We start from the raw sequence: 16,465 nt of genomic DNA on the forward strand, positions 1-16,465 counted from the left end.
CGTCGCCTGAGCCTCGTCAGCGCCAGCCCGCGGCCTTGAGCTGGTCCGCAAGGAGCTGCGCGACCTTCGCGTAGCCCTCTGCATTGGCGTGGATGCGGTCGGAGCGCAGCGACGCATTCGACAGCACGCTCGAATACACATTGGCGACGAGCAGCGCCTGTCCCGACTTCGCGACTTCTTCGTAGAACGGCGCGTCGCTGAGCGAGCCGACGAACGCGCGCATCGCGTCGGGCGCAGGCGTGGCCAGCAGCGCGACATGCGGCGTATGTTCGCGCGCCTCTTTCACGAGCGCCGCGATGTTGTCGCGGGTGGCCGAGGCCGACACGCCGCGCAGCATGTCGTTGCCGCCGATGCCGATCAGGATCGCGTCGTAGCTGCCCGCAGCCAGCAGCGACGGCAGGCGCTGCAATGCGCCGGCCGAGGTGTCGCCGTTGACGCCCGCGTTCTCGACCTGCCAGCCGGTGATCTCGCCCAGCTTCACGGGCCAGGACGCGTCCGGCGATGCGCCGTAGCCGAAGGTGAGGCTGTCGCCGATGGCCAGCACGCGGGCATCGGATTTGAGCGCAGCGGCGGAGGACTTGCGCTTGCCGCAGGCGGCCAGGACAGCCGCGGCCGGCACGCCGCACATCAGGTGGAGGAGGTGTCGTCGCTTCATGGAGCGCGCAGCTTAAACGCGGGCGGCGCGCCCGCCGGCATTGACCCTTTGCTTGCTCGGAAAGTGCATAAGCCTCTCCGTTTTTGTTCGTTCCCCGACTGGGGGCCGCGGCGAAGAATCGTTGCCCTGCACGTTCATTCATCACCGGGTACTCCATGCACATGCCGCTGCTCAATCGCCATCGTTTTCTGCGCCATGTGGTCGCACTCTCCGCTGTGTTGCTGGCCACGCCCTTCGCGGCCCTTGCCGCGCCCGCTGCCGGCGAGCCGGTGTGGTTCGGCGTGAGCGGCCCGCTCACCGGGCAGAACGCGCAGTACGGCGCGCAGTGGAAGGCGGGCTTCGACCTCGCGCTCGAACACATCAACGCACAGGGCGGCATTCACGGCCGGCCGCTCGCCTACAGCTTCGAAGACAGCCAGAGCGATCCGCGCCAGTCGGTGGCCATCGCGCAGAAGCTGGTGAACGACAAGCGCGTGCTCATCGAGCTCGGCGACTTCTCGAGCCCCGCCTCGATGGCCGCCTCGCCGATCTACCAGCGCGCAGGTCTCGTGCAACTGGGCTTCACCAACTCGCACCCTGACTTCACCAAGGGCGGCGACTACATCTGGAGCCCGTCGATCAGCCAGGCCGATGCGCAGCCGCTGCTGGCCGACCTTGCGGTGAAGACGCTGGGCTTCAAGCGCATCGCGGTGCTCTACCTCAACACCGACTGGGGCCGCACCAGCAAGGACGTGCTCGTGAAGGCCGCGCAGGAGCGCGGTGCGCAGCTCGCCATCGCTGAGGGCTACCAGCCCGACGAGAAGGACTTCCGCTCGACGCTGGTACGCGTGCGCGATGCCAACCCCGACGGGCTGGTGCTGATTTCCTACTACCCCGACGGCGCGCTCATCGCGGGCCAGGTGCGCAGCGTGGGGCTCAAGCAACCGATCGCGGCCGTGGGCTCGGTGTACTCGCCGAAGTTCATCGAGCTCGGCGGTGCGGCTGTGAACGGCATCCACACCAACACCGCCTTCTTCCCCGAGGAGCCGCGCGCCGAGGTGCAGGAGTTCGTGAAAAGCTTCCGCGCCAGGTACAGCAAGGAGCCCGACGCCTTCAACGCCTACGCCTACGACGCCGTGGTGTACGCCGCCGCCGCGCTGCGCCAGGCCGGCCCGAAGGCCGACCGCAAGGCCGTGCGCGATGCGTTCTACAAGATCAAGGACGTGCCCAGCGTCATCTTCGGCAAGGCCAGCTTCGACGCGCAGACGCGCCGCGTGATCGGCGTGAAGAGCGTGAACCTGGTGGTCAAGGACGGCAAGTGGGCGCAGATCGACGAGAAGGCAGGGGCGGTGGCGCTGGCCAAATGAGCTTCACCTCGTTCTTCGACTACACGGTCAACGGCCTGATCATCGGCAACATCTATGCGTTGCTGGCGGTCGGGCTCGCGCTGATCTTCGGGGTTTCGCATCTCATCAACTTCGCGCACGGCTCGGTCTACACCGTCGGCGCATACATCGGCTGGGCGAGCATCACGTACCTGCATACGCCGCTGCCCGTGACCATCGCGCTGGTGGTGCTGGGCTCGGGTGCGTTGGGCATGTTGATCGAGCGCGTGGGGCTGCGGCCGCTGCAGGGCGCGGCGCGCATTGCGCCGCTGCTGGCCACCATCGGCATCAGCTTCGTGCTCGACATCCTCGTGCAGCTGGTCTTCAGCCCCGATCCGCGCTCGCTGCCCACGCAGCTGCCTGACTGGCGCCTCAAGATCGGCACCGGCACCATCGGCGCGCTCGACCTCTTGATCGCGGGCATCGGCATCGCAAGTGCGGCGGTGCTGTTCGTCTTCCTGCGTTTCACGAAGCTCGGCTGGGCCGTGCGCGCCACCGCGCAGGACCGCGATGCGGCGCAGCAGATGGGCGTGGACGTCGACCGCGTGAACCAGACCGTATTCGCCATCGCCGCCGCGCTGGGCGGGCTCTCGGGCCTGCTGGTGGGCATGTACTACAACAACATCAGCCCGGCGATGAGCTTCCAGGCGACGCTCAAGGGCGTGGTGGCCACTGTCGTCGGTGGCGTGGGCAATGTGCCGGGCGCCATCGTCGGCAGCCTGCTGCTGGGGCTGATCGAGAGCTATGGCGTGGCGATCCTCGGCACGCCCTACCGCAACCTCTTCGCGTTCGCGCTGCTGCTGGTCATCCTCGTGTGGAAGCCGAACGGCCTTTTCGGCCGCAAGCGCGCGCTGCCGCCCGAGCCGCTGACCGGCACCTTCATCGCGCCGAGCAAGCCGTGGCATGTGCCGCGCAGGTTGTTGCTCGCGCTCTTCGCCGCGGCGGTCGCGCTGCCGTTTTTCGATCCATCGCCGTATCTCCTGCAGACGCTCACCAATGCGTGGCTCTATGCCGCGCTCGCGCTGAGCCTCACGCTGGTCGCGGGCACCATTGGGCAGATCTCGCTCGGCCATGCGGGGCTGCTGGCCATCGGCGCGTATGCGTCGTCGCTGCTGGTGCTCGACCTGCACCTGCCGGTGGGCACGGGCATCGTGCTCGCGGGCATCCTCACTTCGCTGATCGGCACCGCGCTGATCTTTCCGGCGTTCCGCTTGCGCGGCCACTACGTGTCGATCGCCACGCTGGGCATCGGCGAGATCGTGGCGCTCACCATCCTCAACTGGGAAAGCCTCACGCGCGGGCCCATCGGCGTCTCGGGCATTCCGCCGCTCTCGCTGTTCGGTCGCGATGCGTCGTCGAACGAAGCGATCTACTGGGCGTCGTTCGGCGCGATGGTGCTGCTGGCCCTGCTGCAGTGGCGCCTGTTGCGCTCGCACCTGGGTCGCACCTTCCGCGCCGTGCGCGAGGACGAGGTGGCCGCCCGCGCCTACGGCGTGAGCCCCGATCGTTACAAGGCGCTGGCCTTCGGCTTCGGCGGCTTCGCGGCGGGCGTGAGCGGCGCCTTCACCGCGCACATGTACTCGTACATCAACCACGAGACCTTCGGCTCGCAGATCTCGATCCTCGCGCTCACGATGGTGATCCTCGGCGGGCTCGGAAACATCAGCGGCGCATTGCTCGGCGCGGTCGCGCTCGTGAGCCTGCCGGAGCTGTTCCGCGTGACGGCCGAGTACCGGATGCTGATCTACGGCGGTGCGCTGCTTCTTTTGATCCGCTTTCGCCCGCAAGGTCTGCTGGGCACTGTCTGAAAGACCAAACACCATGAGCCACTTGAACGACTACCTCGCCGAGAAGCGCGCTGCCGTGCTGGCACGCAATGCCGCCGTCGAAGCGGGCACCGCGCAGCCCGTGCAACTCAAGGCGAGCGTGAAGGCCGAGGGCCGCAGCGGCGTGCGGCGCCTGCGCATCCGCGAGCACCAGGTCATCAGCGACAGCCCGCCCGATTTCGCGGGCTACAACCTGGGCCCCAGTTCGCCCGAGCTGCAGCTCGGCGTGCTTGGCACCTGCGTCACGCACATCTTCCTGATCCAGGCAGCAGAACGGCAGGTGCCGCTCGAAAGCCTCGAGGTCGAAGTGACCGGCCTCATCGATCCGCGCGGCGGCAAGCCCGGCTACGAGAAGACGCCGATCTGGCCGCACGAGATCGGCTACACGGTGCACATCGATTCGCCCGCGAGCCGCGAAGAGATCGACGCGTTGTTCGAAGCGGTGGAGCGCAACTGCCCGATCCTCAACCTGCTGCGCAATCCGCAGACGATTCGCGCCGAGGTGAAGCTCGTCAATTCCAAGGCGGAAGCGGCGAACGCGCCACGGGAAGCGGGCGATGCCATCGCTGCTTGAGATCCAGGGCCTCACGCGCCGCTTCGGCGGGTTGACTGCGGTGAACGCGGTCGACCTGCAGGTGGGCGAGGGCGAGCTGCTGAGCGTGATCGGGCCGAACGGAGCAGGGAAGACCACGCTCTTCAATCTCGTGACCGGCCTCGACCGCCCCGATGGCGGGCTGGTGCTGTTCGACGGACAGGACATCACCGGCCTGCCTGCGCAGCAGCTCGCACAACGTGGCCTCGCGCGCACCTTCCAGCATGGCCGCGTGTTCGCGAATCTCTCGGTGCTCGATAACGTGCTGGTCGGCGCGCACACGCGCCTGCGCGCCGTGAAACCGCGCGTCGGCGGCGTGCCGGGCCTGGGTGCGCTGGCCGAACTGGCCCTCGCGCTGGTGCAGCCTTCCGCCGTGCGGCGCGAAGAAGAGGCGCTGCGCCAGGACGCGCTCGAGATCATCGCGCTCTTCGGCGAACGGCTCGCACCGCGCATCGACCATCCCGCGTACAGCCTCTCGTATGCCAATCGCCGCCGCGTCGAGATCGCACGTGCGCTCGCACTCAAGCCGCGTCTGTTGCTGCTCGACGAACCCACGGCCGGCATGAACGAGAGCGAAACGGCGGAAATGCTGGAGATCATTCGCGGCCTCAAGTCGCGCGGCCAGACGATCCTTTTGATTGAGCACAAGCTGGACCTCGTGATGCAGTTGTCGGACCGCGTGGCCGTGCTGGATGACGGTCACAAGATCGCCGAAGGCCTGCCCGACGAAGTGCGCAACGACCCCGCAGTGATCGAGGCGTACCTGGGCCATCGCCACGTCGGAGAGACACAGGCGGTGCCCGCATGATCGCCACCGTCGCCCGCACGGGGCTTCCTCCTTCGTCGCTCTGGGGCGAAGGCCGCGACGAAGGATTGCCTGAGCGCGCCACGGCGCCGCTTGCATCCATCGACACGAAGCAGCCGCTGCTCCAGCTTCGCAAGGTCAACAGCTTCTACGGCCCGGTGCAGGCGCACTTCGACCTCGACATCGAAGTGCGCAAGGGCCAGATCGTGAGCCTGCTCGGCGGCAACGCAAGCGGCAAGTCGACCACGATGAAGATCGTGCTCGGCCTGCTCAAGCCGCGCTCGGGCGAAGTCAACTTCAATGGCGAATCGATGCTCGGCCTCGGCACGCCGCAGATCATCCGCAAGGGCATCGGCTCGGTGCCCGAGGCGCGCCGGCTGTTCCCCGCGATGAGCGTGCGCGAGAACCTCTTGATGGGCGCCTACGCGCGCAGCGACCGCAAGGCCGTGGCCGAAGACTTGGAGCGCATGCTCGAGCTGTTCCCGCGCGTGGCCGAGCGCATCGAGTTCCAGGCCGGCACGCTCTCGGGCGGCGAGCAGCAGATGGTGGCGATGGCACGCGCGCTCATGGGCCGGCCGCAGCTCATCTGCATGGACGAGCCGACGATGGGCCTGTCGCCGCTGTATGTCGACAAGGTGCTCGAGCTCATCGCGCGCATCAACGGCCAGGGCGTCTCGGTCTTCATGGTCGAGCAGAACGCGAGCCTCGCGCTGCAGATCGCGCATCACGGCTACGTGCTGCAGACCGGGCGCATCGTGCTCTCGGGGCCGGCGCGCGAGCTGCTGGCCGATGCGCGCATTCGCGATGCCTACCTCGGCGGCGAGGGCGCTGCCCGCACCGCCTCCTGAACCAACGAACGCACACACGAACGCAAAAGGGAGACCACACGCCATGACCTTGAAACTCGACCATATCGTGATCGCGGTGCACGACCTCGAACGCACCATCGCCGACTACGGCGCGCTGGGTTTCCACGTGGTGCGCGGCGGCGCCCATCCGGGCCGCGCCACGCACAACGCGCTGGTGGTGTTCGAGGACGGCAGCTACCTCGAGCTGATCGCCTGGCGCGAACCGTCGCCCACCGAGCGCTGGTGGCAGTTGCTGCAGCGGCACGGCGAAGGCATCGTCGATTTCGCGCTGCTGCCGCGCAACACCGCAGCCACCGTGGCCGATGCGAAGGCGCGCGGCCTTGCGCTCGACGGCCCGCTCGATGGCGGCCGCGTGCGCCCCGACGGCGAGCGCCTGCGGTGGCAGACGGCGCGTGCGCCTTCGGCCGACCTGCCTTTCCTGTGCGGCGATCTCACGCCGCGCCATCTGCGCGTGCCCGAAGGCGAGGTGCGGGTGCATGCCAACGGCGTGCTCGGCGTGGCAAGCCTCGCGGTCGCGGTGCGCGATCTCGACGCCACGCTGGCACGCTACCGCGCGCTGCTGGGCCCCGTGCCCGACGACGCCGCCACTCACATCGGCGAGCCCGTGGCCGTGCCCGGCAGCAATGTGCGGGTGGCGGTCGTTGCGCTGGGCGGCAGCGTGCTGGTGCTGTCGTCGCCGCGCGAGAACGCGGCCGTTGAGAAGGAGGGAGGCGATGCGCTTGCGCAGCGGCTCGTGGCGCGCGGCGAAGGGCCGTATGCGGTGGTGTTGCACACAGAGTCGCCGAAGTCGACCGGCGTGCTCGACCTGGCGGGCACCCACGGTGCGTTGATCGAGCTCGACCTCCCGCCGGTGGATCTCCACGTGAAGCACGGCACGCGCGGCCACCGGGTCAACAGCATGGTCGGAGGCTGACGGCCCTGGCGATGGCGGCGCTCGCCAGCGTCGCTGGCTAGCGCTGGAGATCGAGCAGCAACTCGAGGCGCTCCACGCCCGCCCAGGTCTCGCTCTTGAAGGCCTGGTGGTATGCGTCGATCGCCTCCGTGGAGCACTCGGCCACCCGTCGCGCCTTGTCATGCGATGCCGAGCGCATGTAGTAGATGAGGAAATCGCCTTGTGCGGTGGATTCGAGAAAGACCGATTCGACGGTGACGCTTTCCGCGCCCAGGGTTCGCAGCGCCTCGTCACGATGGCCGGCGATGTGCGATGCCCACTCGCGCACGCGCACCAGCGAATCGGACTTGAGGCGCACGCGCACGCAGACCGGGATTTCTGAAGAAGAGGACATGGCGCGAGGCTAGCTCAAATGCGCCTTGCGCAGCGTCGCCTGCATCTTCTTCTGCAGCGCAGGCCCGCCTTTCTCGAGCGTCGCCGCGGGCGCACCGCTTTCCTTGGTCGCCGGCGTGTACTTGCGCCCCCAGATACCGATCTGCGTCACCACCGGCAGCAGGTCGATGCCCATCGGCGTGAGGCTGTAGATGGCCTTCTGCTTGTGGGTCGGATCGTCGGCCTTGCTCAGCACGCCGTGCTCGACGAGCTTGCCCAGGCGCTCGGTCAGGATGTTCGAGGAGATGCCTTCCTCGGACTGCAGGAATTCCCTGAAATGCCGCTTGCCGGCAAACATCATGTCGCGAACGATCAACAGGCTCCAGCGGTCGCCGAAGACTTCGAGCGCGAGGTTGATCGGGCAGAGCGATTTCTGTGCGGTGGCCATGGTGACTTCCGGTGCGATTGAAAAACTGCTTGCATTTTTGCATCAGTTTCAGAATACTGCGAACCGATTGCATTTCAAGAGCAGTTGTTCCAACCGATCCCAAGGAGAGCCACCATGCGAAAGCTCATATTGCAGATGCAGATGTCCGTCGATGGCTATGTCTCGCCTGCCAACGGCAACCTCGACTGGCAGGTCTGGGGTTGGGGTGATCGCTGGGCCTGGGACGACAAGTTGAAGGCGTACTTCAATACCGTCTTCGAAGGCGTAGACACGATCCTGCTGAGCCGCAAGATCGTGGAGGAGGGCTACCTCGACCACTGGGGTCGCGCGGCGAAGAACTATCCGGCCAACCCGCAGTTCGCCTTCGCGCAGAAGGTGGTCGATGCGCGAAAGGTCGTGCTCACCGGCAAGCTGAAAGCATCGCGCTGGGAGCGAACCGTCATCGCGCGCGGCGGCCTGGCCGAAGAGGTGAATGCGCTCAAGCGCGAGGAGGGCAAGGACATCCTCGTCATCGGCGGTGTCGGCTTCGCGTCTTCGCTCGTGACCGAAGGGCTGGTCGACGAGTTCCAATTCTTCGTGAATCCCACGGCCGTGGGTGGTGGGCGCTCGGTGTTTCACGACCAGCGCAAAGGGCATGCCTTGCGTTTGCTCGGATCGACGGGCTATGAATGCGGCGTCGTGGTCAACCGCTACGCGCCGCAGTAGTGAAGGACAGCGCGCCGCCCCGATACCAGCGCTTACCTGATTTCACCTGACGACGACCTGAAGTGCGCGGGGCAGACACAACGGCGGCACACAATGGACTCGTCATCAACGCATGAAGGAGTTCCAGATGAACATCAATTCCAAGAGCATGGCCGTCGCTGCTGCGGCGCTCGCGATGTGCATGGCAGCGGGAAGCGCCTTCGCGCAAGACCGCCGCTTTGACGGACGGCCCGGCGACGATCGCAACGGACGCGCCGAGCAGAGGCACGACGACCGTCGGGGCGATCGCAATTACGATCGCCGTGGTCCCCATCGCGACTACCGCGGCAACCAGGACTTCCGCGATGGCCGCCAGTTCGATCGTCGCGGCTTTCCGCAGCCGCACGCCGAATGGCGCCGAGGTGGCCGCGTGCCGGCCGAGTACCGTGGCCGCAACTATGTGGTGAACGACTACCGTGCCTATCGCCTGCAGCCGCCGCCCCGCGGGTACCAATGGGTCGGCGTCGGCGGCGACTACGTGCTCGCCGCCATTGCCACCGGCCTGATCGCGCAGATCATCGCGGGCCAGTAACCCGCCCGATCAAGCCCCCATACGAAACCGCCACAGGTGACTGTGGCGGTTTTTCTTGTGGGGGACGCTTGTCAGGCCAGCGCGGTGGATGCCGACTGGGCGCACACGTTGCGCCCGGTGATGGTGAGGCGCAAGCCGCCACCGTGCCATTCGAGCCAGTTGAGGCTCACATACGCGTCGATGTCGTTGTCGTCGATGCGGTCGGCCTGGCGGCTCTGCAGGAGCTCCACCGTGGCGGGCAATGCCCGTTTCAACCGTTCTCGTCGCTCCGCTGCATCGGCCGCCTTTTGGGCGGCCCTGGTTTGCTGTTGCTGCTGCTGCGGGGTCGATGCCATTGCTGATCCGTTCCGGAAGCCAAGGAATTAACCCGAATGTACGCCCCTTGTGTGAAGCCGCACGCTTTCTTTTGAACCCCGCCGTTTTCGCAGTACCTGCCACGCAACAGCGCCCCGGACGGCCTTGCGGCGACGGCTAGATTTCGTAGTGGGAAGCCTTGGCTTCGTCGCCCAATGCCTTCTCGACGATGGCACGTGTCAGGGTCGGTGCGAACGACTCGATGAAGGCGTAGACGTATTTGCGCAGGTAGTTGCCGCGGCGCACCGCGAGCTTGGTGAGGTTGATGCCGAACAGCCGCCCCGCATCGATCGCGCGCAGTTGCGTATCGCGCTCCGCCTCGTAGGCCACGCCGGCCACGATACCCACGCCCAGGCCCAGTGTCACGTAGGTCTTGATCACATCGGCATCCATCGCGGCGAGCACGATGTTGGGCTGCAGCCCGCGCGCCTCGAACGCCTCGTCGATGCGCGAGCGGCCGGTGAAGCCCGTGTCGTAGGTGATCAGCGGATAGCGCGTGAGGGCCTCCAGCGACAGCGGTGCATCGAGCAGCGGATGGCCCGGTGGCACGATCACCGAATGCGTCCAGCGGTAGCAGGGCAGGGCGACCAGTTGCGGGTAGTCGCCGAGCGCTTCGGTGGCGATGCCCACGTCGGCCTCGCCGTCGATCAGCATCTGTGCGATCTGCTTGGGGGAGCCCTGGTGCAGGTGCAGTTTCACGTTCGGGAACTGCGCGCGAAATTCCTGCACCGCCACCGGCATCGCATAGCGCGCCTGCGAGTGCGTGGCCGCGATGGAGAGCAGCCCGCTTTGCTGCGCGACGAACTCCTGCCCCGCGTGCCGCAGGTTGCTGCTCTCCAGCAGCATGCGCTCGATGATCGGCAGCACATGCCCGCCCGGCTCGGTCAGGCCCGTGAGCCGCTTGCCGGCGCGCACGAAGAGCTCGATGCCGAGCTCCTCCTCGAGTTCGCGGATCTGCCGGCTCACGCCGGGCTGCGAGGTGTGAAGGGTATGAGCGACTTCGGTCAGGTTGAAGCCGCAACGAACGGCCTCGCGTACCGAGCGCAGTTGTTGGAAGTTCATCTGGCGCCGAGGTGTCATCAGGACCCCGGGGTGGGGACCGACCGGCGATTCTCGGCAGAAGCGCTTATGCATGGAACGATGCGTTTGTTGGTTTCACATGAGCAAAACATCTATGAAAGGGCTTCACTCCTCGGTATTTGATATTTCGCACGACTGTGCTAAAGTTCGTCGCATGGACGCCAAGACCCAGAAAAGCGAACTCACCCGCGCCGCCATCGTCGGCGCTGCGCTGGACCTCGCCCTGGCCGAAGGCCTGGAGGCGATCTCGCTGCAAGCCGTCGCGAGCCGCCTGGGGCTCTCCAAGAGTGGCGTGTTCTCCCGCGTGGGCTCGCGCGAGGCGCTGCAGAAGGCGGTCATCGAGGAGTACGGCCGCGGCTTCCTGGCCGACGTGTTCGTGCCCGCCATGCAGAAGCCCAAGGGCCTTGCGCGCCTGAACGACATCGTGGCCCGCTGGATCGCCCGCACCCGCGACGTCGAGGCCCAGACCGGCTGCCTCTACGTGGCTGGCGCCTTCGAGTTCGACGACCGCGAGGGCGAGTTGCGCGACGTGCTCCTCGAGGAGATCACGCGTTGGCGCGCGGCTCTTCGCCGCACGGTGACGCTCGCCATCGAGGCCGGTGAACTCAAGGCCGACACCGAACCCGCACAGCTGGTCAGCGAGATCAACGGAATCATGATGAACCAGCTGCACGACGCGCGCTTCCTGCGCGACCCCCATACCGCCGACCGGGCTACGCAGACCTGGCAGCGGCTCCTTTCCAGTTACCTCGCCTGAGCCATCGCGCAGGTGGATTCATTTCGTCTTTGTTTGCCAGAATTTCGCACATCCGTGCGATAAATAGGAGGAGCAGCCATGCTGATCATTGCCCTTTGCCTCGCCATCTATGCCGTCGCCCTTGGCGTCGAAGCTGCCCGCGACACGCTGCGCAGCCTGCCCCGCAGCAACCAGGACTGGGTCTGGTACTGAGCCTCCAGGCCCGCCGCACATGACGAGTACCCCCGCTCCCTCCAATTACTACGGCGCCAGCCGGCTGATGCGCGCGATGCGCTTCGGCCTCGGCGCATCGCAACGTCTCTGGCCCGCATTGGGCGTGCGTGCGGCCTACCGCGTGTTCGGTACGCCGTTGCCGCCCAAATGGCTCTACCGCGGGCAGCACCCCGGCGCCGACTGGCGGCACGAGGCCTGGTCCTTCGAAGCTGCGAGTGTCGGCATTTACCACCTGGCGGCGCAGGACTCGGGCGCGGAATCGGCGCCGGTCGTGCTGCTGGTGCACGGCTGGGGCGGACACGCGGGCCAGATGCTGCCGCTCGCGCAGGCGATCGCCGCGGCGGGCCTCCGGCCGGTGCTGCTCGAGCTGCCGGCCCATGGCCGCAGTGAAGGCATGGCGACCAACGGCGCGCAGTTCGCGCGCGCCATCGACTACGTCACCGCCCGGCTCGCCGCGGACGGCCGTGCGCTGCGCGCGGTCGTCGCGCATTCGCTGGGCGCCAACGCGCTGGCCTACGCCGCGGGGCGCGGGCTGCCGGCCGATTGCATCGTGCTGCTCGCACCGCCCGCGTCACCGCGCGAATACACGCGCTACTTCGCACATGCCTTCGGCCTCAGCGAGCAGACGCGTGCCGCGATGCAGCGGATGTTCGAGGCACGCGAAGGCGTGCTGATGCCGCAGTTCGAACCCGCGCTTGCCGGCCCCCGCATCGCGCAGCCGACGCTGATCGTGCATGACCGCGACGACCGCGTGAACCGCTTCGCCGATGCCGAGGCTTACCGCGACGCGATTGCCCGCGCGCAGCTCGTCGCCACGCAGGGCTGGGGCCACCGCCGCATCCTCAAGGAGCAGGCCGTGCTCGCGCAGGTCACGCAGTTCCTGGTGCAGTCGCCGTCGGTCATGTGAGCGTGAAAAGGCGCCTCTAAACTGGGCGCCACCCATGGCCTTCGCCATGGACGACACACGCACCGACCACACATGGGTAATCGTTCCTGGCTCTATTTCGAACACAGTCCTTCCAACACCGGCGATGGCGCTGACAGCGAAGAAGCATCGGCCAACGAAATCGCCGAAGCCAACAACAACTTCCCCGTGCTTTGGCAGCTCCTGCTGGCCGACGGCGCGGCCAGCGACGCCATCGACCACCAGCGCGTCTTTGGCGACGCCGGAACCGACAACCTTGCCAGCGACGCGCACGCCGCGCTCGCGCGCATCCGGCAGCTGCACGCGTTTGTGGAACGGCATCCGATGCTGCACACGCTGCCGCAGATCGCGCTGCAGTTCGAGGCGCTGGCGCTGCACCTGGCCGAGCTGATCGATGAGACGCCGGACGACAGCGCGCCGCGCTTTTCCGCCAACCTGGACGAGCTGTCCTGGCTGGGTGGCGATGCCGAGGGCGAAAGCTTCATCGAACGCAACCGCCGCGAGTGCAACGAGCGGTGGACCGAGGTGCGGCGCTGCATCGACAGCGGCAACCACCCGGGCGTGGACGCGGCGCTCGGCATCCAGCGCTTTGCGGACTGGGAGGCCTGGGCCTGGCGATTCGGCTTCGGCGGCCTGTCGCATCCGTATTTCGATGGCTACGAGGCGCCGCGCGACGAGCGTTTTGCCGATTTCGAGCCGGAAGAAGACGACGACGAAGACGGCCATGAACGTCCCGACTACGACAACCACCTGGGCGGCGAACTCTGGCGCTTCGAGGCCGACGGCCGCTGGGGCGTGATGCGCATCGCGCACGACGACGACGGCACCAGCCATCGCACCACCGTGGTCGAGCCTGCGTGGGACGACATCCGCTATGCCGGCGGGAGCGATCCGCGCCTGCTCTGGATCTCGCAGGGTGAGCGCTCGGGCCTGCTGCTCGCCGACGTCGAAGCGCCGCGCGTGCTGCTCGAACCGCAGCTCGACGAGGTCTGGGCCTTCGAGGACGACATCGCCACGGCCCTGGTCGGCGACCACATCGGCCTGCTGCGCACCGACGGCAGCTGGCTGTTGGCGCCCTCGGTCGACGAGGTCTGGAGCTTTGTCGAAGGCCGGGTGCGTGCCCGCGTGGGCGAGCGCATCGGGTACATCGACCTGCAGGGCCAATGGGCCATTGCGCCGCAGTTCGAAGAGGCCGAAGACTTCACGCCCTTCGGCCTCGCCCCCGTGCGCGGTGACGAGGGCGGCTGGGGGCTGGTGCGCGCTGGCGGCGACTGGGCCGTGCCGCCGGGTTTCGACAGCCTCCAGTGGCGCCACGACTGGGAGGCCTTCGAAGCCACGCGCGACGGCAAGGCCGGACTCCTCGATGCGCAAGGCCGCGTCGTGATCGAGCCGGTGTACGCGCAGGTCGACCTGCTCGAGGAATATCCCATCGAGTTCCTGACGACCGAAGACAACGATCCGGCCAACGAGCGCGGCGCCCAGGCCCGGCCGAAGCGCTTTGCCGTGGAACGCGCCGACGGCCTGTGCGGCCTGATCGATGGGCAGGGCCGTGTGCTCGTGCCCTTCGACTACGGCCGGTTCGAGACCCTGGAGCCGCTGAGTGGCCAGGAGCGCGCCCACGCCATGGTCCGGCGCGACCTCGTGCGCGTGGCGTCCAAGGGCGGGCGCACGGCGAAGAACGCACCGTGGCTGCGCGGCATCTACGACGTGGCCGCCGGCCGCGAACTGGTGCCTTGCCGGCACCGCACGCTCCAGCCGCTGGCTTGGGGCACGCAGGACATCGGCTGGCTGGTCGCCGATCCGGCACCGCGCGGCGCAAAGGTCGAGAAGGGGCAGCTCGCCGTGGGCGTCCTGCGCGCCGACGGCTCCGTGCTGCACCCGCAGGCCTATCCGTGGGTCTCCGCCGCGGTGTCGGTCTCCGACAGCTGGCTGGCCACGGTGGTCCGCTCGGAGTTGTGCAAGCGCTGGAGCGCCGGCGAGCCGGTGAAGGCTGCGCGCAACGACACCGGCCTGTATGTCTGGCTGCATGCCGACGGCCGCGAGCAGGCACACACCGAGCACATGGCCGCGCGCCACGCCGCCGGTGACCTGCGGGCCGCCTACGAGCTGGCCTGCCATCTGCGCGACGGCGAGGGGGTCGAGGCCGACCCACGCGAAGCCCTGCACTGGATGGCGCGCGCCGCCGGCGTGCGCGAGCCCGGCGACGCCCCCGCGACCGCGTCATCCGAGGGCCTGCCCGTGGCGATGTGCGAGCTCTCGAAGATGCTGCGCTGGGACACCGCGGGCCTCGGCGCCGACGCCCCTCTGGGGCGCGCGTGGCTGCTGCACGCCATCGCCCATGGCGGCGCGGACGACGCCGCCACGCAGGCCCAGCTCGGCTACATGCTGTGCGAAGGCGAGGGTGGCGAGCGCGACCTGGAAGGCGGCGTGCGGCACTACGAACTGGCCGCCGAGAAGAACAACACGATGGCGCTCTACAACCTCGGCCTGGCGCACAAGCTCGGCGAACCCGGGGAGCCCGACCTGGCGCGCGCGATCGGCTACTTTCGCCGTGGCCACGAAGCCGGCGACACCGCCGCCACGATGCAGCTCGGCCGCACGCTGTGCCTGCACGCAGGGGCGCTGGCCGAACAGGGCCATGGAGAAGCGGAGGTGAACGCCCTGTATGCCGAAGCCCTCTACGCGCGGCAGAAAGTGGCGGAGGACAGCACCCAGCGCGAACAGGGCTGGGCCTGCTACGAACTGGGCTGGATGCGCCTTCGGGGCCAAGGCGTGCCGGAAGACGCTGCCGCCGCCGAGCGCTGGCTGCTCACCGGTGCCGCGCTCGACGACTGCGAAGAGAACCTGGAGAGCCAGCGCGCCTGCATCGAGGTCTTGGCGCAGACGTTCTACGGTGACCCCGACAGTCCGCTCTTCGACGAGGACAAGGCCCGCGAGTGGACACAACGCCTGCTGGCGCTGCCCGCTACCACGCCGGATGCACCGGCGTGAACACCGGCCTGAACAGGTGGCGCCTGACGATCTCTCCGTAGCCCCGGTAGTAGAAGTTGCCGTTCGCGGCCAGCACCGCCGCGCGATGCTGCCGGAAGTACACCGGGATCTCGTACCACGGCATCGTCGGCGCTCGGTGGTGCACGTGGTGCAGGTTGTTGAACAGGTAGAGCAGCCCGAAGACGACGTTCGACTCGACGATGGCCACGCGCTCGTGCGGCGTATCGGCCCAGCGGTGCTCGGTGAAGGTGCGCAGCGAGCCCAGCATCATCCCGGGGTAGACGAAGTACAGCAGGTACTCCCCGAGGCTCGTGCCGCAGACCCCGATGACGAAATACAGCACCGGCGCCACGCTCAGCGCATGCCAGCCCCAGGTCGGCAGTCGCGAGAAGTCGCCCGCGAGCACCTGCCCCGCCTCGAAGCGCACCAGCTTCCATAGCCGCAGGAACGGCCCGAGCACGACGCGGAACGCGATCGTCTGGTTCGCCATGTAGATCCACCGCCGCACCGGCCCATACCCCGCCCACGCGGGCGCCGAGTGGTAGGCGCTCTCGTCGTCGCGCTCCGGGTGCGTGAGGTGGAAGTTGACGTGGTGCGCACTGTGTCCGCGGTTGTAGAACGGATACGGCAGCCACAAGGTGAGCGGCGGCCACACCACCCCATGGCGCAGCCACTTGGGCAGATGGCGCATCGCATGGATGCTCTCGTGCTGCAGCGAGGAATGCAGCTGCGCGAGAAAACCGCCCAGCAGGAACAGCGCCCATCCCGGCAGCGCCGCGTGCCACCACAGCAAGGCCGCCCAGGCCCCGTACAGCGCGGCGGCGAGGGTGAGCGTCGGCACCTCGAAGTGCCACCACCAATGCCGCCTGCGCGTGCCGGACGGGGCGCGCGTCGGTGCGGTGGACGAATGGGCGGTCGATGTCATGGCTTGACGGCTCAAAGGACTGCGATCCTAGGTATGAAGACGCCGTTCGCATGCGCGCTTTTCGAATAAGCAAGGGCGCGAAATTTCGTTTCCGTCCGGCCATGAAGTGCCTACGCTTGGC

General features: G+C 67.7%; 17 protein-coding genes. 11 read left to right on the forward strand and 6 right to left on the reverse strand.

Translation table 11 applies throughout. The features are described 5' to 3' along the window. Positions 1–16: 16 nt before the first annotated feature. Positions 17–655: a GDSL-type esterase/lipase family protein gene (locus J2W23_RS18165; protein WP_307649699.1), complete on the reverse strand. Its 639-nt coding sequence runs from the start codon at positions 653–655 to the stop codon at positions 17–19. Between the two features lie 161 nt (positions 656–816). Between J2W23_RS18165 and J2W23_RS18170 the strand changes: the two genes are divergently transcribed. From J2W23_RS18170 to J2W23_RS18195, 6 genes are read left to right on the forward strand one after another with little or no spacing between them, the layout of a single operon-like run. Continuing rightward, positions 817–2,001: an ABC transporter substrate-binding protein gene (locus tag J2W23_RS18170; RefSeq protein ID WP_307649700.1), complete on the forward strand. Its 1,185-nt coding sequence runs from the start codon at positions 817–819 to the stop codon at positions 1,999–2,001. After that, positions 1,998–3,827 carry an ABC transporter permease gene (locus tag J2W23_RS18175; protein ID WP_307649701.1) on the forward strand — a complete coding sequence of 610 codons (1,830 nt, stop codon included), beginning with the start codon at positions 1,998–2,000 and terminating at the stop codon, positions 3,825–3,827. Before J2W23_RS18170 ends, J2W23_RS18175 begins: the two co-directional genes overlap by 4 nt. Positions 3,828–3,840: 13 nt before the next feature. Then, positions 3,841–4,419, forward strand: coding sequence for an OsmC family protein (locus J2W23_RS18180; protein ID WP_307649702.1), 579 nt, complete (start codon positions 3,841–3,843; stop codon positions 4,417–4,419). Then, positions 4,403–5,245: an ABC transporter ATP-binding protein gene (locus J2W23_RS18185; protein WP_307649703.1), complete on the forward strand. Its 843-nt coding sequence runs from the start codon at positions 4,403–4,405 to the stop codon at positions 5,243–5,245. Before J2W23_RS18180 ends, J2W23_RS18185 begins: the two co-directional genes overlap by 17 nt. Next, complete coding sequence (locus tag J2W23_RS18190) at positions 5,242–6,090, forward strand: ABC transporter ATP-binding protein (RefSeq protein WP_307649704.1); 849 nt, start codon at positions 5,242–5,244, stop codon at positions 6,088–6,090. Before J2W23_RS18185 ends, J2W23_RS18190 begins: the two co-directional genes overlap by 4 nt. Before the next feature lie 43 nt (positions 6,091–6,133). After that, the gene (locus J2W23_RS18195; RefSeq protein ID WP_307649705.1) at positions 6,134–7,024 is read left to right on the forward strand and encodes a VOC family protein; all 891 of its coding nucleotides are present in this window, start codon (positions 6,134–6,136) and stop codon (positions 7,022–7,024) included. 37 nt (positions 7,025–7,061) lie between these two features. Here the strand turns inward: J2W23_RS18195 and J2W23_RS18200 are convergent, their stop codons facing one another. Further along, on the reverse strand, positions 7,062–7,397 hold the full coding sequence (locus tag J2W23_RS18200; protein ID WP_307649706.1) for a DUF6176 family protein: 336 nt from the start codon (positions 7,395–7,397) through the stop codon (positions 7,062–7,064). A 9-nt stretch (positions 7,398–7,406) separates the two neighbouring features. After that, on the reverse strand, positions 7,407–7,823 hold the full coding sequence (locus J2W23_RS18205) for a winged helix-turn-helix transcriptional regulator (protein WP_307649707.1): 417 nt from the start codon (positions 7,821–7,823) through the stop codon (positions 7,407–7,409). Positions 7,824–7,937: 114 nt separating this feature from the next. Here J2W23_RS18205 and J2W23_RS18210 point away from each other — a divergent pair, with 114 nt between their 5' ends. Both J2W23_RS18210 and J2W23_RS18215 read left to right on the forward strand, forming a co-directional pair. Then, positions 7,938–8,528 (forward strand): dihydrofolate reductase family protein, encoded by a 591-nt coding sequence (locus tag J2W23_RS18210; RefSeq protein WP_307649708.1) that lies wholly within the window; start codon positions 7,938–7,940, stop codon positions 8,526–8,528. A 127-nt stretch (positions 8,529–8,655) separates the two neighbouring features. Continuing rightward, on the forward strand, positions 8,656–9,099 hold the full coding sequence (locus J2W23_RS18215; protein ID WP_176661067.1) for an RcnB family protein: 444 nt from the start codon (positions 8,656–8,658) through the stop codon (positions 9,097–9,099). A 71-nt stretch (positions 9,100–9,170) separates the two neighbouring features. Here J2W23_RS18215 and J2W23_RS18220 read toward each other — a convergent pair whose 3' ends face one another. After that, a complete protein-coding gene (locus J2W23_RS18220) occupies positions 9,171–9,434 on the reverse strand; it encodes a hypothetical protein (protein WP_042580665.1) in 264 nt (87 codons plus the stop codon). A gap of 136 nt (positions 9,435–9,570) precedes the next feature. Continuing rightward, positions 9,571–10,515 (reverse strand): CysB family HTH-type transcriptional regulator, encoded by a 945-nt coding sequence (locus J2W23_RS18225; protein WP_013538536.1) that lies wholly within the window; start codon positions 10,513–10,515, stop codon positions 9,571–9,573. Positions 10,516–10,687: 172 nt separating this feature from the next. Between J2W23_RS18225 and J2W23_RS18230 the strand changes: the two genes are divergently transcribed. The 3 genes from J2W23_RS18230 to J2W23_RS18240 all read left to right on the forward strand — a co-directional run bounded on the left by J2W23_RS18230 (position 10,688) and on the right by J2W23_RS18240 (position 15,419). Next, positions 10,688–11,290 (forward strand): TetR/AcrR family transcriptional regulator, encoded by a 603-nt coding sequence (locus tag J2W23_RS18230; protein ID WP_307649709.1) that lies wholly within the window; start codon positions 10,688–10,690, stop codon positions 11,288–11,290. Between the two features lie 211 nt (positions 11,291–11,501). Then, positions 11,502–12,410 carry an alpha/beta hydrolase gene (locus J2W23_RS18235; RefSeq protein WP_307649710.1) on the forward strand — a complete coding sequence of 303 codons (909 nt, stop codon included), beginning with the start codon at positions 11,502–11,504 and terminating at the stop codon, positions 12,408–12,410. A 72-nt stretch (positions 12,411–12,482) separates the two neighbouring features. Continuing rightward, positions 12,483–15,419 (forward strand): SEL1-like repeat protein, encoded by a 2,937-nt coding sequence (locus J2W23_RS18240; RefSeq protein WP_307649711.1) that lies wholly within the window; start codon positions 12,483–12,485, stop codon positions 15,417–15,419. Here J2W23_RS18240 and J2W23_RS18245 read toward each other — a convergent pair. Next, entirely contained in the window at positions 15,394–16,344 is a 951-nt protein-coding gene (locus J2W23_RS18245) for a fatty acid desaturase (RefSeq protein WP_307649712.1), read from the reverse strand. The two genes, J2W23_RS18240 and J2W23_RS18245, sit on opposite strands and share 26 nt — an antisense overlap. Between the last annotated feature and the right edge of the window lie 121 nt (positions 16,345–16,465).

Origin of the sequence: Variovorax boronicumulans, assembly GCF_030812215.1 — a bacterium.
GTDB classification, from domain to species: Bacteria; Pseudomonadota; Gammaproteobacteria; order Burkholderiales; family Burkholderiaceae_C; genus Variovorax; species Variovorax boronicumulans_C.

Coding starts and splice junctions, on each gene's coding strand:
- J2W23_RS18170 (WP_307649700.1), top strand. CDS start 817: ATGCCGCTGCTCAATCGCCATCGTTTTCTGCGCCATGTGGTCGCACTC.
- J2W23_RS18205 (WP_307649707.1), bottom strand. CDS start 7,823: ATGGCCACCGCACAGAAATCGCTCTGCCCGATCAACCTCGCGCTCGAA.
- J2W23_RS18225 (WP_013538536.1), bottom strand. CDS start 10,515: ATGAACTTCCAACAACTGCGCTCGGTACGCGAGGCCGTTCGTTGCGGC.
- J2W23_RS18180 (WP_307649702.1), top strand. CDS start 3,841: ATGAGCCACTTGAACGACTACCTCGCCGAGAAGCGCGCTGCCGTGCTG.
- J2W23_RS18210 (WP_307649708.1), top strand. CDS start 7,938: ATGCGAAAGCTCATATTGCAGATGCAGATGTCCGTCGATGGCTATGTC.
- J2W23_RS18215 (WP_176661067.1), top strand. CDS start 8,656: ATGAACATCAATTCCAAGAGCATGGCCGTCGCTGCTGCGGCGCTCGCG.
- J2W23_RS18240 (WP_307649711.1), top strand. CDS start 12,483: ATGGGTAATCGTTCCTGGCTCTATTTCGAACACAGTCCTTCCAACACC.
- J2W23_RS18165 (WP_307649699.1), bottom strand. CDS start 655: ATGAAGCGACGACACCTCCTCCACCTGATGTGCGGCGTGCCGGCCGCG.
- J2W23_RS18230 (WP_307649709.1), top strand. CDS start 10,688: ATGGACGCCAAGACCCAGAAAAGCGAACTCACCCGCGCCGCCATCGTC.
- J2W23_RS18175 (WP_307649701.1), top strand. CDS start 1,998: ATGAGCTTCACCTCGTTCTTCGACTACACGGTCAACGGCCTGATCATC.
- J2W23_RS18200 (WP_307649706.1), bottom strand. CDS start 7,397: ATGTCCTCTTCTTCAGAAATCCCGGTCTGCGTGCGCGTGCGCCTCAAG.
- J2W23_RS18185 (WP_307649703.1), top strand. CDS start 4,403: ATGCCATCGCTGCTTGAGATCCAGGGCCTCACGCGCCGCTTCGGCGGG.
- J2W23_RS18195 (WP_307649705.1), top strand. CDS start 6,134: ATGACCTTGAAACTCGACCATATCGTGATCGCGGTGCACGACCTCGAA.
- J2W23_RS18190 (WP_307649704.1), top strand. CDS start 5,242: ATGATCGCCACCGTCGCCCGCACGGGGCTTCCTCCTTCGTCGCTCTGG.
- J2W23_RS18220 (WP_042580665.1), bottom strand. CDS start 9,434: ATGGCATCGACCCCGCAGCAGCAGCAACAGCAAACCAGGGCCGCCCAA.
- J2W23_RS18235 (WP_307649710.1), top strand. CDS start 11,502: ATGACGAGTACCCCCGCTCCCTCCAATTACTACGGCGCCAGCCGGCTG.
- J2W23_RS18245 (WP_307649712.1), bottom strand. CDS start 16,344: ATGACATCGACCGCCCATTCGTCCACCGCACCGACGCGCGCCCCGTCC.